The sequence below is a fragment of the Lysinibacillus sp. FSL W7-1291 genome, assembly GCF_038593415.1.
GTDB lineage: Bacteria > Bacillota > Bacilli > Bacillales_A > Planococcaceae > Lysinibacillus > Lysinibacillus fusiformis_D.
This window is the reverse complement of sequence record NZ_CP151994.1, coordinates 2,830,598-2,857,524: the sequence shown is the minus strand read 5'-3', so window position 1 is coordinate 2,857,524 and position 26,927 is coordinate 2,830,598. Positions and strand designations below refer to the sequence as shown.

27 protein-coding genes are annotated in these 26,927 nt (G+C 32.7%); 26 read left to right on the top strand and 1 reads right to left on the bottom strand.

Going from position 1 to position 26,927, the window contains the following annotated elements:
* Positions 1-183 precede the first annotated feature (183 nt).
* A protein-coding gene (locus tag NST76_RS13815) for an IS3 family transposase (RefSeq protein WP_342544018.1) occupies positions 184-1,514 on the bottom strand; the annotation gives its coding sequence in 2 pieces (ribosomal slippage) (positions 184-1,136 and positions 1,136-1,514; 1,332 coding nt in all).
* Positions 1,515-2,554: 1,040 nt separating this feature from the next.
* Here NST76_RS13815 and NST76_RS13810 point away from each other — a divergent pair.
* The 26 genes from NST76_RS13810 (at position 2,555) to NST76_RS13685 (ending at position 26,916) form a co-directional block, all read left to right on the top strand.
* Positions 2,555-2,977, top strand: coding sequence for a hypothetical protein (locus NST76_RS13810; protein ID WP_342544017.1), 423 nt, complete (start codon positions 2,555-2,557; stop codon positions 2,975-2,977).
* Between the two features lie 236 nt (positions 2,978-3,213).
* A complete protein-coding gene (locus NST76_RS13805; protein WP_342544016.1) occupies positions 3,214-4,065 on the top strand; it encodes a hypothetical protein in 852 nt (283 codons plus the stop codon).
* A gap of 193 nt (positions 4,066-4,258) precedes the next feature.
* Positions 4,259-4,438 carry a hypothetical protein gene (locus tag NST76_RS13800; protein ID WP_342544014.1) on the top strand — a complete coding sequence of 60 codons (180 nt, stop codon included), beginning with the start codon at positions 4,259-4,261 and terminating at the stop codon, positions 4,436-4,438.
* Positions 4,435-4,671, top strand: a complete 237-nt coding sequence (locus NST76_RS13795; protein ID WP_342544012.1) for a hypothetical protein — start codon at positions 4,435-4,437, stop codon at positions 4,669-4,671. The genes NST76_RS13800 and NST76_RS13795 overlap by 4 nt, the downstream gene beginning before the upstream one ends.
* Positions 4,672-4,866: 195 nt before the next feature.
* Positions 4,867-5,151 carry a hypothetical protein gene (locus NST76_RS13790; RefSeq protein WP_340811546.1) on the top strand — a complete coding sequence of 95 codons (285 nt, stop codon included), beginning with the start codon at positions 4,867-4,869 and terminating at the stop codon, positions 5,149-5,151.
* Positions 5,152-5,252: 101 nt separating this feature from the next.
* Positions 5,253-5,702 (top strand): SUKH-3 domain-containing protein, encoded by a 450-nt coding sequence (locus NST76_RS13785; RefSeq protein WP_342534955.1) that lies wholly within the window; start codon positions 5,253-5,255, stop codon positions 5,700-5,702.
* A gap of 230 nt (positions 5,703-5,932) precedes the next feature.
* The gene (locus NST76_RS13780; protein ID WP_342544011.1) at positions 5,933-6,412 is read left to right on the top strand and encodes a DUF2247 family protein; all 480 of its coding nucleotides are present in this window, start codon (positions 5,933-5,935) and stop codon (positions 6,410-6,412) included.
* Positions 6,413-7,136: 724 nt separating this feature from the next.
* Positions 7,137-7,439: a hypothetical protein gene (locus NST76_RS13775; RefSeq protein ID WP_340811541.1), complete on the top strand. Its 303-nt coding sequence runs from the start codon at positions 7,137-7,139 to the stop codon at positions 7,437-7,439.
* Positions 7,440-7,672: 233 nt separating this feature from the next.
* Entirely contained in the window at positions 7,673-8,101 is a 429-nt protein-coding gene (locus tag NST76_RS13770; protein WP_342544009.1) for a hypothetical protein, read from the top strand.
* Positions 8,102-8,302: 201 nt separating this feature from the next.
* A complete protein-coding gene (locus NST76_RS13765; protein WP_340811538.1) occupies positions 8,303-8,620 on the top strand; it encodes a hypothetical protein in 318 nt (105 codons plus the stop codon).
* Between the two features lie 137 nt (positions 8,621-8,757).
* A complete protein-coding gene (locus tag NST76_RS13760) occupies positions 8,758-9,138 on the top strand; it encodes a hypothetical protein (RefSeq protein WP_340811536.1) in 381 nt (126 codons plus the stop codon).
* Between the two features lie 369 nt (positions 9,139-9,507).
* Positions 9,508-10,128 carry a pentapeptide repeat-containing protein gene (locus NST76_RS13755; protein ID WP_340811534.1) on the top strand — a complete coding sequence of 207 codons (621 nt, stop codon included), beginning with the start codon at positions 9,508-9,510 and terminating at the stop codon, positions 10,126-10,128.
* A 233-nt stretch (positions 10,129-10,361) separates the two neighbouring features.
* Positions 10,362-11,066, top strand: a complete 705-nt coding sequence (locus NST76_RS13750) for an Imm3 family immunity protein (protein ID WP_340811532.1) — start codon at positions 10,362-10,364, stop codon at positions 11,064-11,066.
* A gap of 368 nt (positions 11,067-11,434) precedes the next feature.
* Positions 11,435-11,944 (top strand): hypothetical protein, encoded by a 510-nt coding sequence (locus tag NST76_RS13745; RefSeq protein WP_340811530.1) that lies wholly within the window; start codon positions 11,435-11,437, stop codon positions 11,942-11,944.
* Positions 11,945-12,006: 62 nt separating this feature from the next.
* On the top strand, positions 12,007-12,258 hold the full coding sequence (locus NST76_RS13740; RefSeq protein ID WP_271910288.1) for a hypothetical protein: 252 nt from the start codon (positions 12,007-12,009) through the stop codon (positions 12,256-12,258).
* Between the two features lie 659 nt (positions 12,259-12,917).
* On the top strand, positions 12,918-13,622 hold the full coding sequence (locus NST76_RS13735) for an endonuclease V (protein WP_340812706.1): 705 nt from the start codon (positions 12,918-12,920) through the stop codon (positions 13,620-13,622).
* 372 nt (positions 13,623-13,994) lie between these two features.
* Positions 13,995-14,336, top strand: coding sequence for a hypothetical protein (locus NST76_RS13730; protein ID WP_340811527.1), 342 nt, complete (start codon positions 13,995-13,997; stop codon positions 14,334-14,336).
* A gap of 614 nt (positions 14,337-14,950) precedes the next feature.
* Complete coding sequence (locus NST76_RS13725; protein ID WP_342544006.1) at positions 14,951-15,235, top strand: hypothetical protein; 285 nt, start codon at positions 14,951-14,953, stop codon at positions 15,233-15,235.
* 27 nt (positions 15,236-15,262) lie between these two features.
* The gene (locus tag NST76_RS13720) at positions 15,263-15,421 is read left to right on the top strand and encodes a hypothetical protein (RefSeq protein ID WP_340811523.1); all 159 of its coding nucleotides are present in this window, start codon (positions 15,263-15,265) and stop codon (positions 15,419-15,421) included.
* Between the two features lie 279 nt (positions 15,422-15,700).
* Positions 15,701-16,225 carry a hypothetical protein gene (locus NST76_RS13715; protein ID WP_340811522.1) on the top strand — a complete coding sequence of 175 codons (525 nt, stop codon included), beginning with the start codon at positions 15,701-15,703 and terminating at the stop codon, positions 16,223-16,225.
* 232 nt (positions 16,226-16,457) lie between these two features.
* Complete coding sequence (locus NST76_RS13710; protein WP_342544004.1) at positions 16,458-17,399, top strand: ADP-ribosylglycohydrolase family protein; 942 nt, start codon at positions 16,458-16,460, stop codon at positions 17,397-17,399.
* A 35-nt stretch (positions 17,400-17,434) separates the two neighbouring features.
* Positions 17,435-17,827: an SMI1/KNR4 family protein gene (locus NST76_RS13705; RefSeq protein ID WP_036125669.1), complete on the top strand. Its 393-nt coding sequence runs from the start codon at positions 17,435-17,437 to the stop codon at positions 17,825-17,827.
* A 279-nt stretch (positions 17,828-18,106) separates the two neighbouring features.
* The gene (comX, locus tag NST76_RS13700; RefSeq protein ID WP_036125665.1) at positions 18,107-18,265 is read left to right on the top strand and encodes a competence pheromone ComX; all 159 of its coding nucleotides are present in this window, start codon (positions 18,107-18,109) and stop codon (positions 18,263-18,265) included.
* The gene (locus NST76_RS13695) at positions 18,238-20,592 is read left to right on the top strand and encodes an ATP-binding protein (RefSeq protein WP_340809215.1); all 2,355 of its coding nucleotides are present in this window, start codon (positions 18,238-18,240) and stop codon (positions 20,590-20,592) included. The genes comX and NST76_RS13695 overlap by 28 nt, the downstream gene beginning before the upstream one ends.
* 216 nt (positions 20,593-20,808) lie before the next feature.
* Positions 20,809-23,868 (top strand): hypothetical protein, encoded by a 3,060-nt coding sequence (locus NST76_RS13690; protein WP_342544002.1) that lies wholly within the window; start codon positions 20,809-20,811, stop codon positions 23,866-23,868.
* A gap of 180 nt (positions 23,869-24,048) precedes the next feature.
* On the top strand, positions 24,049-26,916 hold the full coding sequence (locus tag NST76_RS13685) for a hypothetical protein (RefSeq protein WP_249646105.1): 2,868 nt from the start codon (positions 24,049-24,051) through the stop codon (positions 26,914-26,916).
* Positions 26,917-26,927: the final 11 nt, after the last annotated feature.

The following is a 26,927-nucleotide window of genomic DNA, read 5'->3' as shown; positions in this document are numbered from 1 at the left end:
CATTAAATTGTATTTTGGAAATGAAAATGTGTGACTTTTTGATTATATACCTATGGAATTTATTTTATTAAAAATAAATTATTTGAAAGTAGCAAATTTATAAAATAAAAAGAGTCAATAGCAACACTAGTGAACTGAACCCTATTTGGTAGAAAGTTTAATAAAAAGGGATGTAGTTTTAGGTTAAGCCGCAATGAGATGGCTTCGGTAAGTTGCCGGAGCCATCTTTTTTAATGTCCATTGCTTTCGTGTGTGATTATAATGGTTCATATAGTCCATCACTATTGTGTGTAATTCTGCCAAACTTTCTGCTTGTTTATAGTCTACTTCATCTTTGAAATGACCGAAAAACGATTCCATTGGCGCATTATCAAGACAATTTCCTCTGCGGGACATTGATTGAAAAAGTCCCATTTCTTTTACACGCTGCTGATATTCTGGGTGTGTATAATGAATACCTTGGTCCGAGTGAATCAGCGCTTCTGGATGAAGATGGCCCTCTAGATGTGTTTTTAACTTTTCAAGCGTCTTATAGACAAGGGACATCTTTAACGTAGTAGATAATTCGTATGCTACAATTTCTCGTGTTGCGACAACTTTCACGCATAATAAATACGCCCTTTGACCACCTCTATATTGCAGATACGTAATATCTGTTAAGAATACTTTTCCTGGCTCTTCTTGCTTAAATGCTCGGTTTAAATGGTTCGGTATACGGCGATGCGCCTCTGTTGCTTTTTCTAACAGACGATACGGATTCGCACGACGTACTTTCGCATATAAATTGAACTTACGCATCAGACGAAGAATCTTTTTATGGTTCATCGGTGTGTCCAGCACATCTACCAGTGCCATATAAAATCCACGATAACCCATTTTGCCTTTCGCTTGATCATAAATTGATTTTAATAAGATGTAATCTTGATAATCAGCTTCTTCACGTAAAGCGTGTTTCTCCTTATTTTGAAGCCACTTATAATAGCCGCTTGGACTGACATTCGCTACCTGACAAAGGTGACGAGTCATCTTTTTTAATTGATAGAAACGAATTGTTTCATTGATGGCTTGGTATTTCTCTTTCGGTGTTAAAAACGATTCTTTTTCGCCTGCCTTTCCATTTCGTCGAGCTTTTTTAGCAGATGAAGCTCTGCCTCTAACAGTTGAATACGCGCTTCCGCTTTCTCAAGTTTCTTTTCTGCGGATAAGTTTTCAAGGCGTGGTCGACCAGTACTCTCTTTTCCACGACGTTCCTCTAAAAAGCCTTCCTTACCATGTGTTTGATATGTTTTCTTCCAACGGCTAATTGCACTTTTAGCTTTCTTAATCCCTATCAGCTCTAAGTCAAATCCCGCTTCTCTGAAGATTTGGACTGGACCTTTTCCTTGTAAATTTGCCTGAACAGCTTTTAATTTAAAGTCGGCTGTATATTGAATTGAGCGGTCGGATACTGAGGCGACATTTGGATTCGCTTCAATTTGTCTGCGTTGGTGTTCGTTAAAAATTATTTTACTCATGATGTTCTCCCGTTCATAAATGGTATGGTTAGTATAACGGGGTTTTCAAACGTTGAAAATAGAAAAACCCCGAATAAGGTCCACTTTTTTTAAAGTGTCCACTATTCGGGGTTCAGTTCAGGACAAGATAAAGGCTGTTTTATATTTGTGAAAATTTCACATTGATTTAAGTAAACCTTCTTTCGAAAATACATGAAAAGTGGTAGGTTTGCAAAGTGATAATAAGACTGTTCAATACAACGAACAAGTCAATTACTAAATGCTTCGAATATTTAATAAATTTTCAAAAGATCATTCTCTCTTGAACCACGAGTAGGAATGGTTTTTTTGCTTCGAACATAGAGGAGTGTCGAATAAAACGCTTGCTATACATAACGCTTGTAACCTTCCAGATAATATTTTTGTCATGAAAAAGATGACATAACAGTTTTTATATCTATTTCTGCTGATGAATGAGCAGAAAAAGTTGAAAATTATTCGGCGAGGTTGCTGAACTCAGAGGATGTTAGGAATGAATTTATAAAAAGATGGGATTGAAATCTGATAAAATGACTCATTAATTTATTTACTTTTTTGATAGGGTTTAACTGTGGCTATGACAAATTCAGAAGCGGTTTATGGGTGATAGTGGAAAAATAGGAGAATTGGTGTAAAATTATAATTGGGCAAGCACGTGCAGTTTTGGAGGATCAAAAGTTTTCCTGTCCAGTGCATTTTGGATACACAGAGAAAAATAACAATATTAAGTTATTGTTTGATATGCAGGAAGTTATGCAAGGGAGAAGCTGAATAGGTTATATAATTTTATTAGTTAATAGCTAAACACGGTACGATTAGTTTTTACTATTACTTTCAAAACAAATATAATGAAGAACTCAAAAATCTCCTTTACATATGTTTTTTGTTAGGAATGGTGTCACTTTTATGAAATTAAAACCTCTAATTATATTGAAGTTAATAAATCACTCGGGGCTCGTTCGCCAGTCCAGAACAATTAGAATGTTTAATACCTCCTACCCCACTATATGGAAGGTGATATTTTGAATTATGAAAGTAAAACTATAAAACTTGCTATGAATGACGGAAAAATATTTGATGGTATTTTGAAACTGTATGAGGAATCTCCAGATGAAGAAGAAATGGTTTTAATAGAACTATTAATATTAGATGACACAATAAGTGTCGAACATGATAACTTTTTCCTGGCACTTCAAAGCCTGCGACAACATCTAGAGGATAAACATATACAAGTCATGTGTAATGGGGCTGCGTTAAATGTTTATCCATCTCAAATGCAACTATCGATGGGTACCGGACATTTAGCATATAAATTAAAAATAGGAGAGCCAGCTAGATTAAAAGATATAGTTAATATATTTGAATTTGACAATGGTTTGAGGTTTGTAAAAATTGAAGAACAGTTCAGCTACTATAATAAGTGGTTAAAAAGTTTAGAAGGTTAGGTTTATTAGTTAAAGAAGCGTTTTTTTGCTAGTGATTAATTTTGTAACTTCAGTCTTAGGGTATTATGGGATTTTATTAAAAAGTAAATGGGTAATATGGTTGTTTCTCCTTACTTGATAATGAACCTTTATATGGTGAGAGAGGTCATAGACAAAACGATACTAATGTAACTCTGGTCGACTAATTGATTGACAAGCAATGAGAAATATAACAGTGGAGGGAGCTATAAAAAGCAGTGAAGTACCTAGCTCATGCAATTTCTAAGTATGAAAATAGCAGTAAGGTTAGATGTTTAGGAACATCTACAGAAACGAAAGGGGAGTTAGAAAAGATTTTTAAACTCCCTCTTTTAAGCCAAGCCCTTTTGAAATGGTACAGTGGTTTACCAAAATCTAAAGACATATTGTTTTATTGGACGAACGACTTCTATATAGTCGGTATGGAAAATCTACTAGTCGCTTTAGAAGGTTATCGATTTATTAGAGATGAAAAAGGTTGGAAAGATATTTCAGAAAAAATGAAATGGAATGAAAATTGGATTATTATCTCCAATTGGAGTGGGAATCCAGTAATTGCAGATATTAGTAAAGTTGAAACTCCAATTTATTATGGTGATGTTGGAGAAGAGTTTTCTCCAAAACTCCTAGTAGATTCACTCGAAAAGTTCGACTTTTTTTTGTCTGTTTGGCTTGATAAACATGATGATAGATACTATAAAGTCGGAGAATATCAATCTAATTTCTATGAGCTAATGGAGAAAGAGTGGAGAATTAAATTAAGTGATGAAGAAATTAGAAATATATGTAGATTTCTTCCCATTATGAAATCAACAGAAAATTTTACTCCAATTGAGCAACGCATTAAAGAAAAAGTAAAAAAATATTATGTGTATCTTGATGATCCGGGTAAAAATAAATCAAAAGTGATCCTAGCATTAAAAAAAGAAACAGGACTATCACTCGATGAGATACGAAACCGATTAACTAGTAATGGGTTTCTAATAGGTGAGGGACATGGGGAAAATACACTAGTTTTAGCTAACTATTTTATGTCGTTAGGTGCAAAAGTTAGAATTGACCAGAAATGAATTATTGGGGTCTAAAATTTAAAGGAATTTATTTTATCGAGAAAGTAAGCTTGTTAAGTCTGGGGTTTTCAAGAGAACAACAAGTAAGGAAAATTTAAAAATACATAATAATGAGAGCAAGAAGGACAAAAAAATAAGGAAAAACGAATTAGATAGGGCTCGTAAGTTTATTAAAGATGCTGGGGGAAGTGTTGTGGAAAATAGTAATAGGCTTCATTACTTTGTTAATTACATGGATAAGGAAGATGTGTATACAGCTTTAGAAAAATATTGGATTGATATGTTTTTTATGTTGTTACATAGAGAGAATATTGATGGAAGTGATTGGATATGCCCCTACTATAATACTACCTTCAGTAATGGAAAAAAATGATGGATGGAAATCCGATATTTTCAGCAAAATCAAAAAAAGAGAATAAAATAATAAAAATTATCCAAGAGAGCTCTAAGCATGAGGATGTATTTTATTATTGGATGAATAGCTCTATGGACAATAGTAGCCAGAAAGAGTTAGTGATAGTTTGCACATTAAATAATAATAACTTGGAAAAAATAAAAGATATAATAATTAGTTGGATGAAAGGAGATTTGAAAGATACAAAATAAAAATTTAAGAGCGAGAGTATTAATGCAAATCAAGCAAAAAAGTATGTTGAATTTCTACAAAAAAGTCAAAGATAGAAAATCATTTCTGGAAAAATAAAAACTAAAACACTTTGTGGCAGACTATCTTAAAAGAAAGGGATTGTCATTATTATAGGGGAGATATTTTAAAAAGAAGGGGAATTTTGTCCGACTTTAATGTCTTTTCATGAAGACATTTGGTGTGAGTTTGAGAAACATCCTAAAGTTCTACAGCATGATGATAAAATATTTATTTGTGGTGAAGGTAGTATGGGGAATGAAGGGTTTGTTGCTAATGTTGACCTGAATAATAATTTGATATGGGCATTCTTTTCAACGGATTCCAATCCATTTAATAAACTTGAGCTAGAAGAAAACTTATTAAAAGTATATTCTAGCTCTGATTCAATTTATCTGATAAATATTAACAAACCAGAGGAAATGACTATAAAAAATAATTAGTTGGTTAGGCATATTTTAACTTTATTCTAAATTAATAATAGAGTAATTTTTGAGAAGTTTAATGTTGATTCTACCTTTTGGTAAAAAGTAAGGTGTTTAGTATGGAAAGACTGTCGATAAAAACAATAAAAATCTTAAAGCAATCAGGATGGATACCAGACCGAAAAAAAGATATTAGTTCACAAGTAAAATATCTAGCAGATAAAGGATATGTCGTTTTCGATTGCGTAAAAGAGGTACTGGAGCAATTTGGTGAATTAAAGTGTATCTATGAATATAATGGAAAATTGGATGATTTTGTGATAGATCCGGAGGAAGGGCTGGGGGATTTAGACAGAAGACATTATAAAAGATATGAAGTTATAATAGGTGAGGATTTGGTTGTCATTGGTACTGCTTTTAGAGATAATGCAGTATTGTATATGTCTAAAGCAGGGGAAGTTTACGCAGTACGAGATGATTACTATATTTGGAAAATAGGTTGCGGAATATATCAAGCTCTCAACAATTTATGTGAAGGGAGAGAGATTAAAGGAATACATGAAGAGTAATGAGAAAATCAAGGTGATAATAGTCAAGATTAGCGGAGGAGTTCCAACTGGTAAAAGGGGACAAGATTAAAAGGAACTTTTATCAAATAACAGGGAGTAATAATGGCAAAAAAAGTTGTTTTTGAATGGATTGTTGAACCAAATGGTGGAGTGAGCCACAAAGAATTCATTGAAAATGGTGTTATAACGGGTAACTAAATGAAATTCCAAAAAAGTAGGAGGTGAATAATTTGAACTTAAAAGATTTAAAAAATAGTCACATTCAGTATGACTGGAAAACTATTTTTATAGGTGTCCGAGAAAATTATTTTACTAAAGACGTTATTTCGGATTATGCGGTAGAGTTGATGGAGATTGGTGTTGCAAGTGGGTTTGTAAGTGAACTTGCATGGGGCGTATCTAGTGAAAATTTAGATAAAGTGATGTCAGAAATAAAAACGATTTATTTCCCCAAATTAGATGAAGAAAGCAGCATATTAGTAGAGGAGAATAGAAAACTCAGATTTGTTTGTTTATCTGGAATAAAAGATAGCTGTAAAGAAGATAATGAATTATTAAATAAAATTGCAGCGTTTTATGGAAATCATCACTACCCAGAAGATATGGAGAGTTTTATTAATTATATGCCTCAAGAAGTTCCAATAACTAAAGAAGATATGGTAACTAGGTTTGATCAATTTCTAAAATTAGAGGGTGTGAGATTTAGTTAATATTATAAAATCACACCGCACTTCAAAACACTACTAGGAATGCACGCTTATGGAAGAACTAATAAAAATAGAGGGTAAATAGTAAAACTGTTGAAGTAACTAAGGGTAGCGATAAAAATGTTTGTGATGAAATGAAAGAACATTATAAAAAAAGTATATAGAATAAGAAGCAAATATATCACAAACTAGCGATTCATTACTTTGAAGTGTGTTAAAGAATAGGTAATTTGGAAAATATCCAAGTAAATCAAAAGGCGATATAAAGGGTTAACATATGCCTTCAAATACATATATGAAAGAAACGTTTGGAATTAAAACTAAAGAAAGTTATGTAATTCCTTAAAACATCCGTATCCAGGACAAAGGGAAGGCATAAGAGGACTTTGTCAAAGCTATTCAATATGGAAATATATACCTAATCGAATGGGCTCGAAAAAAATAATCCGACATTGTATGGATATGTTGGAGATCCGAATATTACGGTTGATCCGCTAGGTTAAGGTAGTATTTAAGGAAAGGGGTGATCAGGTCAATGTGACCTTCTCCTCAGAGACTACGACTCCAGTGGTGGGTAATGCAGTGACAGCTGGAAAATGGGTAAATAAAGGTGCAAAGGCCCCATATTGCTGGAATTAGATAACTAAGTGATTAGGTGGAAGGTTTTGTTAATTCGGCTTAATCCAAGATTTTGTTTCATTTGTTATTTTAAAGAGGAGCATTAATAATGTTTGAAGAAAAAATTAGAGCAATCTTAGGTGCACGAGCATTACTAGATGATAATGACCCAAGAATTAATCAAAAATGGGAAGAACTAGTTGTTTTACTTAGTGAAGATGAAAACTTAACTCTGAAATTTTTACAGATTTGTACAAAAATAGAACTTTCATTTTTAAGTGAAATTTTTGAAGAAGTGGCATATAATTTACAAAGTAAAGTGTATATTGAATTACTATACTCCCTAGATCAAAGATACCCAGATTTAAATCTAAAGAGAAGTATACAAATTGCTGAGGGGTACATGGATTAAATTGGAGGTATAAATCACACTCCTAAAAGGGGAGAAGTATATATTATCCTTATCTGGTAAATAAACTTTCATTATTAGATGGCGTGCTCCTAACCTGTTGCTCTAAGTAATATTCTGGGCCAGCATCTCATTTACTATAAAATGCTCTACTAAAGATAGGTAATAAACAATCAGGCAGTACTTGGACAAAAAATCAAACTTTAAATGATATTCCTGTACCGATACAGGGGGAAATGATGATGAATTTAGAGGAATACCGAAAATTGCCAGAATTTTTATCAGTAAATGAACTAGCTTCATTATTTCGAGATGTTTTAAATGATTTTTCATCTAATAAGATTGATAAAAATGTATTTTTACAGATACTGAGTCAATTAATGGACAGGCAAGTGCTGACTTATGAGTTATTACATGCTGACATAAGAGCTAATGTTGATGGAGTTCTTTGTGATTTGTGGAATACTGAATCATATGATGATGTAGATATTATTTTGTCGATTGTTGTAAACTTGGGTTTAAAAAAATGCTTTCAAAAAATTAAAGATTCTATTAGCCAAAGACAAGACATTGATAAAGCAATACTTCAAGAAATACAAGAAACAATCAATGAAGTAGGAGAAAACATACTAAATCCATACCATGGTTTGGAGAATTTCAAATAAGAGGCATTTGTAAACGAGTACTTGTAGACATTCCCTACTAAGAGAACGATGTCCAATAAGATAACAAAGCATTTGCTTAAGAGGAATTCTACTCGATTTAGACTGAAGGAAATGGCAATGAAAAAGTGGACAGTTTAAATACATCATAAAACTTTACGAGATGATTTTAATGAATTAAATAAAAAGGGAGATCATCAGTAGATGGTGCAAAAACTTACATATTTAAAAAAGTACAATGAAAATGTTCGTATATTAACAATGGATGAAATTGGTAAACTTGATGATGATGTAATACCAATTGAATGGAGTATTATTGATGATTTAGAAGAACCTATCAAAATTAACCTAGATTCATCTTTTGGCTTTTTCTCTAATGGTATGGGGAGCTACATAGCTATAGATTATACAAATTGTGATGATAACAATGCTACCTTTTGGTCTGCAAAATTAAAGCCCAAATATAATATTAATTTTTGGAGTTATGTAGATGAATGGATTGTAATTGGATTTGACACGTAACTTTGTAAAGGTATTTTTTATCTAACAAAAAGTATAGTAGGATTTGTAATTTACTTAAAGCACTTGATTGTCTATAACAAGGCGACAAGTGCTTTTAAAGAAGTAAATGATAAGATTACAGTGTAGGAGAAAGTGAAATGATAAATGAGTGGTATGAAGGAACAGAGTTAGAAAATAAAATTCCTTCTTTTAAAACAACAGATATCAAATGTATTGCTGATTTCCACTATTATATTGGATACAATTCTTATTATGACCAAGTTTCATTTTTAGAAGTTAGCTTTTTATTAGAGCTAGATAATAGGAAGTTTATTTTGAAAATGAAGTTTAATGATGTTACTACTTTAGATTTATTAGGATTTGGAAATAGTTCTAATCAAATAACAGGCTTTAGAATTAATAGTTTGAAAGATAAAGGTTTTGAATTACCAAATAATTATTTAGTAGAAGATTATGAGAATAACATCATTAAGTTTTACTGTGCCAGCTTTGAAGTGTTGTCATTAGTTCAAATATAATAAAGGAGTACGTACAGACTAATGGAGATAACAAATTACTGGCGATAAATAAAAATATAGTACATTAAAAAATATCCTTGAATTTGTATTAATAACTCATAAAGACAGTTCATCAGGAGATGTTATTTAAATACTAATAAGAGGGAGAATAGGTGAGATTATGTTAATCAGGATTACTAAACGAAGAGTACAAGTGAAGGTCTCAAAATGCTAATAATGGTCTAGAAGGCAGTGTGACAGAAAAGTAAACAAGCCATTATAGAACATGAAAAAACAGATCCGCTCAAGACATAATTCCCCATTTAAAAAAGGCATAGAGAAAGTTGGGGTAACGAATGAGGTTATTTGGTATCTATAAGGGAGGTTCGTATGACAACTGATATCAAAGAAATTATCATTCAATTAGAGTCGCACCGTCTTTGGATTGAAACTATTGGGGAACAAGGAGAAAAACTAGGTATAGATGAGATTGATTTGCGAAATGTGGATTTGTCCCCGTATCCACTAGACCAAGCGTATATAACAGATTGTATCTTTGATGGCATGGATTTAAATAACAAGGATATCTCTTCATCTTTACTATGTTCATCAACTTTTATATCTGCCAATTTAGAAGGAGCAGACTTTGGTAAATCTAATGTCTCATATGTAGACTTCACAAATGCTGATATTAAAGGTGCTAGGCTTGCTGATAGTGAATGTATTGAAACAGTGTTTGTTAAAGCTGATTTATCAGACGCTAATTTAGTAGCTGGTCTTTTTGACGGGGCTGATTTTCGTGAAGCAGTTTTATTAAATGCTGATATACGATTAGCAATGTTTGAAAGAGTTTTGCTAAACGGGGCTATATTAACAGGAATTTGTGGAATAGAAGAGGCCTTTATAAAAAGTATCAATATTGGAACCCCAGAAAAACCAATAATGCTAATGGGTAAAGAAGCAAGGATTTGGATACAAAACAACAGTTTGAACAAATTGAACGATGAGTAGAATTTAAGAAGATATGCAAATACTTTTCAATCAAACAAACACTTTTAAACTGACAGCCATTTGATAAACTTTCAAAGGTTTATTCCAACTTGAATTATGAGTTTGGAATGAACCTTTTTTGCCTATTAAAGAAGTCAAAGGAAGAAATTACAGTTTGATAAGAAATATCGATATATGACCATTTAAGTATAATGGTGATAATAATAAATGACCAAAATATCAGGAGGGTTCTTATGGTTTATAGTTATGAAGAATATGAAGAATATATTTTAGAAGATTACAATGATTTATTAGGAGAAAAAATGAGTAAAGGGGAGGCGATTGCAAGAACATTGAATGAATATGACATGTTAGCCAAAAAAAGTGAAACAGATAAAGCGATGTTTTGTATAATAATTTCAGAAATTACATTAACCCATGAAAAAATTTCATATTCTTTCATGAATTATATTGAACACTCATTAAAGGAAATAGATTTCAAAGCAATCAAACAAGAAAATAGTTTAACCTTTGAACAATGGAACAATTTAATTTACCGGAAAGAATATGTTTTGCAAGAATTGAAAAAAAAGCCAGTGAATTATTACCAAAGAGTTTGTTGGTATTATAATGAACTAAACGAAGAAGCCCGAAAATTTATTGACGTTTATATAAAAAAAAGCGAAAGTTTTGAATCCATTATTTCAAGTGTCTTACATCGATTTAAGAGGGAATGTAAAAATACTAATAGTGAAAAGTTTATTATTTATACAACACTAGCCGAGAGTTTATATAATCATGAATTAACAGATGTACTTGGTATTAAAGGGGTAAAACATGAACTGCAATCGTTTAGTATTGCAGATATAACGGATGAACAACTTACGAAAGAAGAACAAGAAAAGTTATCCGAACGAATTAAACACGTTTTAACCAAACTAAACATGATTACTAGTTAGTTTTAGCCCTAAAACTTAATGCAAGGATGCAACAAATGATTATTGACAAATTATTGATAGGGTTTGGTTTTTAAATTGAGGGAATTTTAATGAGGTTAGCACTAGTAGCACCATTGTTGAAGAAGTTAATTGGAAGAAAGCTATGAAGCATTCTCAAAGCAGATATTGGGAAGAGGTTACACTGGAAGTAAGAAGCTTATTCACATACAAGTTAAATAAAGCAAATGGTCAAAGAAACAAAACGCCCCTATACCCGACAGTCCTTACAAACGAAACCTGTGTCAATAGTATAGCTACAAGTATATGGAGGCTAATCAAAAAATCCTACAATAAAATAGTATGAAAGCAATTAAGTAAGGAGTGAAAGTATGGATTTTGATATCCTAGAGCTACGAGCATATTATGATTCAGAAACACGAAACTATGATTTCAACGAATTGGTTGATTTTGGGATAAGTGTTACAAATGCCAGTTTTATGAAAGATATCGGAGTGCCAAAAGAATTTGGTGATTTTGAATTCTATGAATTTAACAACTTCTCAAAAACTGCGATTAGAGAAGTGCCATTTATCAAAGTGGGACATTGTGCGTCTAATGAATACGGACTTTATTTAAAAGAAGGGAGCGATGAGCTTTTTACTAGTTCTTCCTTACATCATCCTTTAATTTATACGCTTAATCAGAATGTAAGAACGTTCTTCTTGTTTCATTTGATTAGGCAGGAAATATCAATGCAAATGAAAAAAGAAGGTGTATACACTTCATATAACTATGCCATTGAGTTGAGGAAGGTGTATGAGCAAATTGATCCCATAGCAATGAAGGAAGCAGAAGGATATTGGTCACATTTGATAGAAGATTATGAAACAGGATTATGAATGGTTTAATAGAATAGTAGAACCTGAGCGAGCCCTAGGTATCCATCTGAGGAGGAAGAAAGATGGCATCATACGTTTTATTACTAAAAGAATGTGAAGATAATGAAACTGTGGTTTACAGATTCGGACCTAATGAAAATGTTATGGGGAAAATTGAGCTAAATAAATTTACTAGAAAGTTTTTCGAGTTAGAAGCTATCTCAGGTAATAATTTTCCATCTAAGTTTTATTATGATAGAGCTGCTCAAAGATTGGCAGTTTGCCTAGTAAAAGAGGGTGGTGTGTTCCCTGATAGAACAACTTTCGAATCATAGCAGCTAAAAAATAACTTGATCAGCTATATGCCATCTAAGTTTTTTTGTTATGGGTAAAAACAAGACGGCTTTAGAATGAAAATTCAAAGTGGTTAATACAATGGGAGATTTATAGCGGTTTTTAGATTTGACGGTGAATGTAATAAGAACTGGCATTATTAAGAATAAGTCTAATGGAATTATGTTTAAATGTTATCCATACTATTTGTATTTATTAGATGGATGTGAAGTTAGATCGGAGGTATCTAAAGTTGAAAGAAGAAATATTAAACACAGAATACGTTATGAAAAATGGAAAGAAATTTGGGAGGAACTTTGGGTATGGAGGAGATGAGTATGATTCTTTTATAGTGGAATATGATCAAAATAATAACGAACATCTTTTTACAGGTATAATCTATGACTGTTATGAAAATGGTCATTTAGCCAACTACTATATGGTTAAGAAGGGGATGAAGAACGGGGAGATGGTTCATTTTTATCCGAATGGACAAGTCAAACAAATTAAACATCTCAACAAAAATATTTTAGATGGTATACAAAAAGATTTTTATGAAAATGGTGTTTTAAAATTAATTGAAAATAGAGCATTAGGTAGCTTAGTGAGTTTTAAAAAATATGATGTACAAGGCAATATATTAGAAGAAAAGAACGGATTAATGGAACTATATCCAACGTATGTTGAAAAAATAGATGAAGAATTCTTTAAAAGTGAACAAGAAAAATGGATTTCTAAGATTTCATTAAAAAATAATTTTCTATTGGCAGATATCCATTTGGTAGCGGGAATTGATATTGCCTATTGGACAGAGGGAAAGATCGATTATGGCGTTTGCTGTATTGTCGTAATAGATTATATTACAAAACAAATTATAGAAGAAGTAGAATATTCGAGTCAAATAGATGTGCCGTATATTTCAGGATATCTAGCATTTAGGGAACTACCTTTGGTAATGGAAGCAGTGAAAAAGCTGCAATGTGAACCAGATCTTTATATGTTTGATGGAAATGGTTATCTTCATTATAGGCATATGGGCATTGCAACACATGCTTCTTTTTATTTGAAGAAACCCACAATAGGTGTTGCAAAAAGTTATTTGAAGATAAAAGATACCGATTTTCAAATGCCAAAAAATGAAATAGGAGATGTTACTTATATTGAGATTGATGGAGAAGTATATGGGGCAGTGATGAGAACGAGAAAGGATGTAAAGCCCATTTTTATTTCATGCGGTAACTGGATCGATTTGGAGACTTCCATCAAAATAACGCTACATTTTGTAGAAAAAAATAGCCGATTACCAATAACGACACGTTATGCAGATTTAGCTACTCATGAGAGTAGAAGAAAATATACTCAATAAAGAAGTAAAATTAAAGAAGGTATAATATAAAATTTCGAAAGTTATGCAATGTTCTTAGAACATCTATATCCAGGAGGAACGTATAGGAGGACCTTTACATATGAATCGATAAGCGAAAATGGTAGAAGGAGTCACTTTAAAAAGGTCTATCTTACAAGCCACTTTTGTTATAAATGGTAACAAGTGCTTTTCGTATTTTTATAGCGAAGTGTATAAGTGAAGGTGGTCAAAACTAGATAGCAATATGGAAATCCTAATACAACAACACTAATCAATTTTATGAGAAGTACGGTGAAGTCATACTAGTACAAAAAGTAATCTACGTTAGATGTTCTTACAGGTTTCTATGACATCTAAGGAGGAAATTAATTTATGAAAGAGGAAAAAAGACGTAGTAATACTGTATGGTTTAGTTATGAGGATTATGCATTTAAAGTAAATATGTTGGATAATGGAAATGCTGTAGTTTGGGTTAATTATAAAGGTTATAATGTTGCATTTTCAATGATTATAAGGGATTTTTTATATAATATGGAGGATTATAATTGTTTGAATGTGATAATTAATTGTGATTGGAAAGAACATAGAGGTTTTGAGGTTAAACAAGAGGAGATACATTTACTGATTGGTGAAATACTAAATTTTTGTATTGAAAATGAACCTAAAACTATGGACTTAATGGAAAAATATTCAGGTGATGAGTGGTATGAATAGGAATAATAATTTTATTATTTGTTTGATGGAATTTTAATCATAAATGGTATATCTGTAATGAATCTCTCAACTTTTAACCGATTATGAACAAAAAATTGAAACAGTCACTGTTTATATTCTGATTTCAAAACTCTCCTGATATTAAAGAGAATAATAATTTTATATTCAAACGATGAATACATAGTTACTGGAACCAACAAAATTAAAATGGACTAAAGGATTTATTTGTTATTCCTAGTGACGAATTACTTACATGGCTTCTATGTATATGGTCAGGCGCACTCGGAAATGTAATAATTCCTATGTATATTCTTGAAAAAAGTGAAAAAAGGGTAGAAAACATATAACCTATTATTAACTACGGTTTCTTTTAAATTATGAACATTTCTTTATAAAAGCTTTTCTAATTATGAAAAGCATGACTCTTCGATTGGGATTGACCACCTCTCTATTATAAAGATAAAGCGACTTTTCCTAAAAAATAGGTATTAGATATACCTTACATATAAAAAAACTTGTACAAAAAATGTAGGAGTTGAACAGATGTCAGTTGAAATTATTTTTAAAGAGTTGAAAATGAATCCCTTGTACCACGACTAGGCGGATATAGCTTCTTGCCTAAAAATATTGATTGGCCATTAAATCCAAATGGAGATAAATTAGCTCTTATATTATGTTTACCAACAAATTTTCTTAACAAAGTTCTAAATTTAAACTTACCAAAAGAACACATCCTATCTGTTTTCACAACATATAAAAGGGATGATTACTTTTTAGATTTAATCACTTTTCATGGAGATAAAGAAGAATTTGAAAATATTAAACAAGGATTTACAAGAGTTTTATTACACGAAGCAAGTGATCTTCGAAATGAATCAAATTTCCTAATTCCGGCTTAAGAGTCCATTTTAGGGGATGAATTGAATTTGGATTTAGATGAAGAAGATGAAGATTTTGATGACATAGAGTTTTACTGTGGATCGTTAATTGGGGGTAAGCCATCTCTGTTACAACTAGAAAGCTTAGGTTTAAATGATTATCATTTTTGTCTCAATTGGATATTTATTTATAAAGAGAAACTGTAGTGAGAATGACGCAGGTCTTTTTTTTACTCAATGAACTTAATGGCCATTAAAGTACAAGAAGGTAGATCTTAAAGTTATCTTTTTGCGTTCGGGTCTATTTAGATGCATATATTTTAGAAGGTTCAATTAATTGAGAATCCCATAAAAAGTTATTGGCAATATTCTTAATTAAGATACAAAAAAATATGTAAAGAAGACGCCATAAGTTTCTTTTTTACATATGTTTTTCTTTTTATCAATCCCCATTTTGTACAAATTTATATATGAGGGAGTTTTATTGTGAATATACAAATTTTTAGAAAAATTTCGTTGAATGGTAGGGTTTCATTTAGCATTAGCTGTTTAGAAAATACCTTACAATATTTAGATTATGATGTGAATGAATGGAGAATAATATTAGAATATTTGTGGGATTTCACAAGTATAAAGTATATTGATGATTGGAGTGGTGTTATATCTGAAATAATTCCAGAAAATTTACTGGAGTTTAAATTGTATGAAGAACATGACTTTGAATATTTAGATGAAGAAAACTTTGAATTTCTTTCTAAATTATATCAAAATCTTGATAAGAAAATAGAATTTGTGATGACATCAATTTATTATATTGGTACTAGTCATGCATATACCAAAATAGTTGACTATGGGCAAGATAGTTTGGATGAGTTAGAGATATTAATTAATTATTTGATTGAAAATCATATACCATTACCCGATGTAAATCCTTTTAAGCTATTCTCAATAGGTGAGAATAATGGTTGGGGGAATGCGTTTGTCGGTAGTAAACTATCGAAAATTTTATAATTTATTACAAGTAGTTTGTTGGAAACAGTTAAATGCTCTTTTGTTTATGTCCACATGAAAATAATAGATATGTTTTTGCTAAAGTCAATTGAGGTATTAGTTTAAACATAAATATTTATGAAAAAATATCAATAGAGTCCACTTTATAGGACAGACGATGGGGGAAGATTCACATCTTCAATTATCGTCTTTTTTGTATTATGTTTGACATAGAAAGGGGAAGTGACATCCGATGGTAGATACAAATTTGAAGGAACGAGTGTTTGCAACATTATATGGTGGAATTATCGGTGATCTAATGGGAGTACCTGTTGAGTTTAAGCAAAGAGGGACTTTCCATGTGCAGGATGTGACCGGGTATGGTACTTACAATCAGCCACCAGGTACTTGGTCTGATGATACTTCTTTAACGTTATGTTTAGTCGAAAATATCATTGAAAAAGGCGATACGAAAACCTTAATGAATAAGTTTGTACGATACATGGAGCAGGGCTATCTTACACCATTTGGAGAAATGTTTGATATAGGCATCACGACTGCTGAAGCCGTTACGAACTATAAAAATGGTGTTTTACCTGAGCATTGTGGAAAAACGGGCGAGTTTGATAATGGCAATGGCACCCTTATGAGGATAGCGCCTATCGTATTTGTGGTGATGAATGAGTTAGATTTTGATAAAAGAAAAGCATGGGTACAACAATATACAGAAATTACGCATGCCCATCCACGTTCAATCGTTGGGTCCATCATTTATATTGAATTGCTATTAAGCTTATATCGAAATAATACGCTAGAAACAGCCTTAAAAGAGGTATATTCATTGCTCCAAAGTCATTTACAGGATGATCTGCGAGCGGAGCTAAATGCATATGCAAGGATTTTTAAGGAAAACTTTTTAAAGATTGCAGAGCGTGATATTAGCTCAAGTGGCTATATTGTCCATTCACTAGAGGCCGCAATCTGGTGTGTAGGTAATTCTACAACGTTTAAAGAGGCTATTCTAAGGGCTGTAAATCTGGGAGAAGATACAGATACCGTTGCAGCCATTACGGGCGCTATTGCGGGTATGTATAAGAATATGGATGAAATTCCACATGAATGGTTAGATAAAATGATTAAGAAAGAAGAGATTGACCACTTAATCATGGCATTTTACGAATTTTGTGCAGCTTAGGTGTAAGCTATTTCAAATGAAAGGATGGTGACGAAATGTACCCACTACATAATAGTGCGGCGGCCAATCCACCTGCTACAGAGCACGAAATTCTACATGTGGAGAAGGGCCTGACTTTCCATCTCCCTCAAGTTTATCGATATGTCTTAAAAGAGATGAATGGTTTATCGTTCACTAACGGCGTGTTAATTTACGGTACAGTAGAATTGCTAGAAAGAAACGAGACTTGGGAAGTAGCAGAATATGCGAAGGGCTATATAGCCATTGGTGATGATGGAGGTGGAATGGTTTTTCTAATGAATAGACAAGGAGAGGATGGTCACGTTTTTGCGGTGGATTGTGGTGTTATGAATCCCCAACTTGCTACGTTAATCACATCCGATTTAAACAAGTGGCTACAAGATGGCTGTCAGTTTGAAACAATATAGCTATGCAAACTATTAGAAGCTTATTCCTGCTATTGGGAATAGGCTTTTTATTTGGTTTTATGTCTATTTTTGGAGAATTTGATTTGAGGAATATAGCAAAATTATTACATATCCTATTAATTTTTTGTATTTTTTAGAAAATTATGTTGAATTATTGGAGGGAGATAGTATAATGAAAATATAGTTACATATATGGTTAATAATTACTTTAATAAAGAACTTATTGGCAAATACTTGTAACTATAATCTTAAAAAAACTAATGAAATGAGGAGATTTTAATGATTAACGTTATTCAATATTTAGAGCAAAATCCGTCGTTGGTAACATTGTTAAAAGAAAAAAAAGCTTCTCTTATTGGTATTTCAGCACTTGAACAAAAGGCAATCTTGGATTCGTTTGATGAAGATATATGTTTAGAAAGCACAATTTGGTATTAAATTTAAATAAAAAAAAATGGTTTTGGCTCACTATAAGTATTTATTTGGTATTAGGTCTATATTTACTAAATGTTACATATAGTGAGCCTGTTTTGAGTTTGAAGGTACAAAAAGCGGATGGACAATGGATTTTAACGGAGCCATATTACAAAGAGTGGGCTGAAAAACAGCAACTTACTACAGGGGATATAATTTTAGAAGTTAATGGTATAAAAATAGACAATATTCAAGATTTAGAGTATGAACCTGTAGTTCGATCTGCTAGAGAATTGACTGTAATGAAAAGTAATGGGACTATTATAAACTTAAAAATAAAGTTATCTGATATACCTCAACAATTTTATTATGTTTTAATAGTCCCTTTTTGTTATTTTATACTAACTTTGCTTATCACTTTATATTTAAAATATAAACAAAAAAATACGATTCTTATTAATTTGTTAATTCTTTTTATTTTAACAGTTTCATTGGCTTATGTTAGTAGTGGAGCTTCTAGTAGATTAAATATTGTAGGTATTATAATCAACCGTAGCAGCATGTTACTATGTTTAGTGATATTAATGCACTTTTTGAAGATATATTTTGAATTCATAGAGATAAAATGGTTGTTTATAAAGCGAATTAGTACTGTTTATGTCATTCCTATTTTTGGTGTATTACTTAGTATTTTCAGTGTTCTGTATCCTTCAACTCATTTTCAAAATTCATATATCATTTTGGGGTTATTTTTCTTCTTATTACTATTAATTCTTGGAATTATAATAGAAGGATATTTCAAATATAGAACTCCACAATTAAAAATACTATTAAGTAGTATCATCATCCCATTTTTGCCTTTTTTATTTCTTTACGCACTACCTGAAATCCTATTTCATAAACAACTATTATCCGCCGATGTATGTTCATTATTTTTAATGCTTATTCCATTTAGCTTCATATTCACACAACTAACTGAACGTATTTTCGATATGGAGTATTTTATTTCTCGATTACGTTATTATTTTAATTTTTCCTTTGGCTTTACAATTTGGTTATTAGCCGGTTTATATTTATTGACCGATCTATCCATTACGCGCATGACGGAGATTTTCTTTTTTGCCTTTCTATCGTTAATGGCTTTGTTTTATATAAAAGAGCGGATTGATTATCGTAAGCGGAAAATTTTATTTTCTACAAAAGGGGATTACATCCACCGCTTGTATACAACCGTCGATAGTATTGGGAGAGTTGTAAAGATTGAGGATTTATTGGAGAAATTTGTACAGGAGGTTGTGCTCCAGCTTGAAATGGAAAGGGTATATGTTTTAACCTATGATTTTCAAACACATCAAGTGACATTGACGAACAAATCCAAGGAATACACGCAGCATCAGATTGATGAGGTTCTAGTCGAACGATTAGGTTTAGGGGATATTAAAAAAACCGATCATTTCTATATCGCCTTTATTCATCAAGATGCAAATTATAAACGCATTCTTGTTGTGGATCATAATAAATCGATTTATCTGAAGGATGAGGAATTGTTATGGCTCGAATTGCTGCTGCTCTATTTAAATAATTTTATCGAAAATACAAAAATGGTCGAGGAGCTACTAAATCAGTTAAAGCATATGAAAGAGGCTGATAATCGACAGCTGCCATGGCTCAACAAATTACTTTGGCTACGCTTCGAGGAAGAAAAATATCAGCTTGCTCAGGAACTTCATGATACGATTTTACAAGAACAGCTTCATATTGCGAGAGAAATGGGTGTTCTCATGCATACAAAGGAAAAAGAGGAGATCCCCACAAAACTTGTGAAGCTTCATGAACATATGCTTACCTCATTGAATGATTTAAGGGGCTATTGTGAAAATTTAAAGCCTCCACTCTTAGATACATTGGGTTTAAATGCAGCCCTTGAGAAGCTTATACAAAAAATCCATAAACGCGCTGATTTTGTCTTGATCTATACCATTGACCGTCTTTATTTAGAGGATGAGCGTTTGAATTTAATGATTTATCGACTGTTCCAAGAATTATTAAACAATGCTTTAAAGCATTCGTATGCCCATACAGTAGAAATTTATTTATTGGGTACCGAAGAGGGCTTTGAAATATTGTATACCGATGACGGGGTGGGTTGTCATATAGATGATATTTTACTTGCCGATTCTATGGGCATTCAAGGTATGCAAGAGCGAGTTCAGGCTTTTAATGGGAAATTCACCTTAGACAGCAAAGTAGGAGAAGGGATGACCATTCGAATTATCGTAAGTGAAACGAATCATACACACTCTTATACGTATAGTACCCTGAACCGTCCAACTTATATGATTCGTGGATAAGCAAATGAAGCAGAAGCACATAGGCATACTTTTTTCACCTTTTAATCTCTTCGTCGATGCTACGAATGTGGATTAGAAGGCTTTTGTTTTTTCATAACATTTTATACTAGTGAAACGCTCTCATTAGAGATCCCATTATTTGAAGTGTCATTGCTAGTAGGTGGAAAGTATTGCTATAATATGTGATATATACATAATGTAAGGAGCGGATTTTGAATGACTAAGGCAAAATTCTTATTAATGGCAGTAGCCCCAGCAGCTATTATTATGCCTATCGATGCACATGCTGCTTCAGAGCAGGTAACTATTGAAGGAAGTGGTATGGTAGGGACAGAATTAAAGGCTGATATCACCTCCTTACCAAAAGATGCTAATTATCAGTACGAATGGTATTTTGTGAAAGCGGGCGTAGAGGAGCTGCTTTCTTCACAAACTAGCAACGTCTATTTAATACCTTCAGATGCATTAGGAAAATCCATTATTGTTAAGGTTACAGATGACCGTGGGAAAATGTATGAAAGTAAAAAAATCGTTGTTAAAGGAACTCTTTCCACTGAAGGCAATGATTATGTGAATGGTAAGTTAGTCGCTAAAATTGAAGGTTTATCAAGTAACACAAATAAACCGACTGTATTTACAAATTTTCAATGGTATGTCCTAGAAGATAATAAGGCGAAACCCATTGCAAATGAAACGAAATTAGAGCTCGTTATACCACCTTTAGCTGCTGATAAACTGATCTTTGTGGAGGCCAAAACAGAAGATGGATTGGTATATGTAAGTCCGAATAAAAAGATTCAGAAGCTGAATTTAAGTATAGAAGCAATTGAATTTGAAGGCTTCACAGGTGGAGATTTTGTCGTGCCTGGAGATACGCTTAAAGTGAAAATCCCTGTTGTTACAACAGAAACGGATACTTCACAAAAAATCACGTTAGAGTCGAAACAAATTTCGTTTACCTATCAATGGCTATATAAGGTAGGAAGTAGTTATTCTATCATCCCCAATGCCTCCACTCCTTCCTATATGATTCCTAAAGATACACAGGATTCAGCAATGAAGGATATTGTGGTGAAGGTTACTGCAAAAGTGGGAGATCAAGTGATTTCTGGTATTGCCGTAACGCCAATCCGTATTTCAGACAATCACATAAAAGCTATTGAAAAACAAATTGCCACGTTGCTCACAATGGATACCCAAAAACGTGTTATCTATAGAGAAGATATAAAGTCAGTTCTATCTCAGATAGACAATCAATATCAAAAATTAACACCAGCAGCAAAGGCACAGGTGACAAACTACTCGATATTGCAGCGTGCTGTAGCTGATATTGCCAAAGTAGAGCGTCTTGCAGCGCAAATAAAAGCATTAGATGGAAAGAGTAGCCTCCAACAGCTTCAACAACTAAAGGCTGAATATGATCAACTGGATTATTTACAACGAAGCTTAGATGCTGGTAATATTTATCAGCAAATAGTAGATTTATTGCTGAAAAATCCAGATAGTCAAAAGGAGCTTGCAAAGCTTGGTGAAATCAATAGACTGATTACAGAGTTATTGGGAGACGGTATGGATCCGATCCCACAATACGCTTCAGAAACAACGAGTATCTTAGCGGAAAAAATAGCAGATATAGATGCTAAAATTAATGCCCTTTTACCGGAGTATAAAACGGTTGTGCAAAATCAAGCCATTTTAACAATGGCAAAAGCAGATTTAAAAAGTGCACAAAAATTTGAAAAGCTATTTGATAAATTGCAAGGACAGACGCCTAAACAAAAGGTAGCAACAGCTAAAAGCATTCGGTCAGCCTATTTGAAGCTGAACTTACGTCAGCAAGGATTGGTAGAATATAAGCTACCCCTTCTAGTGGAAGCTGAAAACGCAGAACGTACGACAATCGAAGAGCTGGAGCAATTGCTAGCCGAGGTGAAAGGGGCAGCAGGATTAGCGAATGAATGGGAAACACTTAAATCGAAAGTCAATACCATCATCTCACTGCAAAAAAGTTTAAAGTCCTATAATGATATGGCGACAAAAAACGAAATGCTTCAAATGCAAAAGGATTTAAAGGCAGCTGAAAAAGTCATTATCCAAATAGAAAAATATAATGCGCTATTGAAACCTGAAACGAAATTTAACAAAATACAGTCGGCCTTTCATTCTGCATTAAAAGCGTATAATAAATTAACTATATCTCAGCAAAAGTATGTTTATAATGCTACTCTTTTGAATGAAATTCCTACGAATAATGAGATTCCTGGTGAGACAAGTAACGATGCAACTGTAGGTAAGAAATTCAGTGATGACATTAAAAATGCTCTTAACGATTCATCTGACTTCGAAAGCTATGCTAGAGCTGTGGACGAATTAGTCAATAAATATAAAGAGTTGCCTAAGGGCGTAAAGAAATATGTGATAAATTATGCAGACTTAAAAGCTGCCGAAGCCAATGTGAGAGCGGTCAGATCCTTTGATAGGAAGGTCAATGAGGCATTATCTGTAGCAGATTCCACTAAACAATATTCGAAGCTACAGACTGTTCAAAAAGCATACAGCAAATTAAATGCCATTCAGCAAGAATTAGCTCAACCTCTTTATGTAAAAATCAGCAATAAAATCGAAGAATATACAGAGAATTATAACGACTTAAATAAAGAACTTATGGATGCAAATGGCTATATTTTTTCGCTAACTGAAGTAAAGGATATGATTAACAAATACAATGCTCTTTCCTCTGCTGAGAAAAAACTAATTACCAATGCTCAGGATCTTAAACAAGCAATAAGTGACGTCAAAGCTGTTGAGTCCTTCATTAAGAAATTCCAGACGAATCTAGAAAAAAATCCATCGGCGATTATGAAAGATTTTCGAAAGCTCACAACGCTACAGATTAGTTTATTAGAGGGCTATGAGGCCGAGATGAATGGACAGTTAACGAGTTTATTGGAAGAGATTCAAAAAATGGAAACAAGTGAGCAAACAGCCAATGATGTTGTATTAGAGACGATTGATTCAATCAATGAATTACAAATAGATGGATATTATGTGTCCGACTTAGAAAATCGATTGATCGCTATAAAGGACAACTATAATAGCTTAACAGCTATGCAACAAAAACTTGTCAAAAATTATAGCAAGCTCGCACAGGCTGAAAGTGATTTACAAAAAGTGAGAGAAGTAAAATTACTTAAAGATGATGAGGAAGCATGGCAAAAGGCATATAATAAATTATCTAAGAAATTAGAACAGCTATATGAATCAATAAACTCATAATAAACAGCAATCTAGCAGTCAATCTCTGCTAGATTTTTTATTGTTTAATCAAAATATTATTATTGTTTTAATATTAATTCAGGAGAAAATACACTTTTTAGAATTCTTTCTGCAGAACAAAGGAAATTATGGCTTTATGGTCGATATAATTCATTAGATGGATAGAGGAGGTTAATCGATTTGAATAAGAAATTATTTTTAACAGCAGCAGCTATTCCTGTAGCACTTATTGTACCAACCGTAGCAGATGCAGCAGAAACGGTTATCATTACTGGACAAAATATTGTCAATGAAACATTAACAGTTGATAAATTGCCAGAAAATACAGTAGTTAATGCTTATCAATGGTATTATTTAGAGAAAATTGATGGTGAAGATGGTTCAAAAAATACGACGAATAAGCCAATTTCAGGTGCTACATCGTCTACTTTAAAAGTACCGGTTGAAGCGGCTGGAAAATCAATTTTCGTGGAGGCTACTACAACTGATGGTAAAAAGTTTCAAAGTGAAACACGTAAGATCAATCAATTAGATCTTGAGATAACAGCTCCAACGCTGGAGGGCTATTCCGCTTCTGATTTTGTTGCACCTGGGGAAACCGTTAAAGTGGCAGGTGTTACTGTAACGGATAAAGCAGGCGCGAAATTACAGAGTGGCCAAATTACATATAGTTATCAATGGTTTTATAAACTTGGTGATAGTTCCTTTACCATTATTGAGGGAGCCGCTGGTGGCACATATACAATACCAAAGGATGCCATTGAAAAGGGCATCAAAGATATTATTGTCAAAGTAAAAGCACAGGTAGGTACTGCGTTTGTGGAGTCAGATTTCTCTACCGCTATTACTGTATCTAAAGAACCAACGGATACGTTAATGAATGATATTAAGGCCTTACTGGTGCATGATAATCAATACAATCTATCGAGCCTAGAATCATTTAAGGGACAGCTAACAGCATTAGAAAGTAAATATCAAGCCTTATCCGTACCAGCTAAAGCAAATGTGTCCAATTATGAAGTCCTAAAGAGAGCACTTGCTGATGTGGAACTAGTCAGTAAATTAGAAGAAAAAGTCGATAAAATAAAGGACGTTAATGAAAAAGACAGACCTAAATATATTCAAGAAATTGAAGAGGCATATAATAAGCTCGATCAGTTACAACGTAGCTTAGATGTGAATGATACCCTATATACGAACATTAAAGATCTTTTAAATGAGCCAAATGACCTTGAGGAAATAACAGAAGTACGAAGACTAAATCAAGCAATTGTTCATTTACTATCCTACGAGAATTCTCTCGCGCAATATGTACCTTCAGATAAGGATGCCCTACAAACGCTAGTTACTAGCATTGAAGCGGATATCGCAAAGCTATCCCAAAATTACCGAGGCGCTATTCAAAATCAGACTATTTTAACGGAAGCTAAAGCGGATATTAAAAAGGTTGAGCAATTTATTAAGTCATTTGATAAATTATCACCAAACAATACGCCGAATAAGCAAGTTACGGCTGCCAAGTCCATTCGTTCTGCCTATGAAAAATTAACATATAAGCAATTAAAATTAGTATCAGATACGTATTTGCAGCGTTTAACGGTTGCAGAAAGTGCTGAAGAAAGTCAAATTGCTGCACTAAATCATGATATAGACAGCTATATTGGAGATGATATCTATCCAATCAATCCATCGGCTAGTTCATGGCAAAGTCATGTCAATAATGTTAATCGAATGATTAAAGAATATAAGAGCTTAACGAAAGCGTCAGCAGCACAAATTATTGGATATGATGATCTTGTCACGCTACAAAAGGATTTGAAAACGGCTGAAAAAGTAATAAAAGATATGGACGCTTATCAGAAGTTGATGGGCATAACAGGTGTTAAGGAAAGTAAATTGACTTCAAGTTATTCCAGTGCGTTAAAAGCTTATAATAAGCTGACGACATTACAACAGTCTCTTGTATATAATGCAGATGATTTTTTACTGAATACGCCAAAAGTTTCGATTGATGACAATGGTAAAGTGCCTGCTGATAAGGCAGCAGCTGAGGCTTTAAAGGCGAATATCGCGAAATTGGCAAATGTTACTACATTTACATTTAAACAATTAGAATCTGCTGTTGATACAGCATCAGAATCCTATAAAGCACTATCTTCTGGTGGAAGAAAATACGTGACGAATTATTACTTATTAACAGCGGCGAAGAAGGATATTTCAGGTGTAAAATCATTCCATAAAAAAGTACAGACAGCTAGAGAAGAAACAGATGCTGCGAAACAAGCTAAAAAAATTGAAACGGTGCAAAAGGCTTATGCAAAATTACCTGCAAATCAGCAGCATTTAGCAAAAGAACAGTATGAAGCTTTATTAAATAATCAAATTATCGATGAAAATGCACCGAATATCACACAGCTAAATAATGAAATTGCAACAATCGTTTCAAATGATCTCTATACCGTTTCAATGGAAAAAATTCAAAATCTTTCTACACAATATAGTAGCCTTAGCTCAAGTGATAAAAAGCTGATTACGAATTATGATATTTTAAAAGCTGCAATAGCTGATGTGAAAAAAGTAGAATCCTTTATGAAGACCTATGAAAAATCGTTTAGTAGTAATCCGAGCACAGTCATTAAGGCATTTGAAAAGCTAACGTCTAAACAAGTGAGTCTTATTGATGCGGAGACTAGACAATTAATTATGGAGAAGCAACAAGGTCAGCAACAAACGAATGAAAATGCTTTAATGTTAATTGAATCCATAAATTCTCTACTTGTAAAAGGCGAGTATGTGGATGGTTTAGAGGACAAAGTGAAAGAAATTCGTGCCAAGTATGATGAATTAAGTGCTACTGATAAGAAAATTGTTAAAAATTATTCGAAGCTAACTCAGGCTGAAAATGATTTGAAAAAGGTAGCAGAAGTCCATGCTTTATACAAAGCAGATGGCGATGATGCGGCTCGGAAGGCATGGCAAACTGCCTATGGTAAGCTTTCCAAAAAATTAGAATTACTTTATACAAAAATGTATCCAACTGAAAAATAATTTTTATTCAA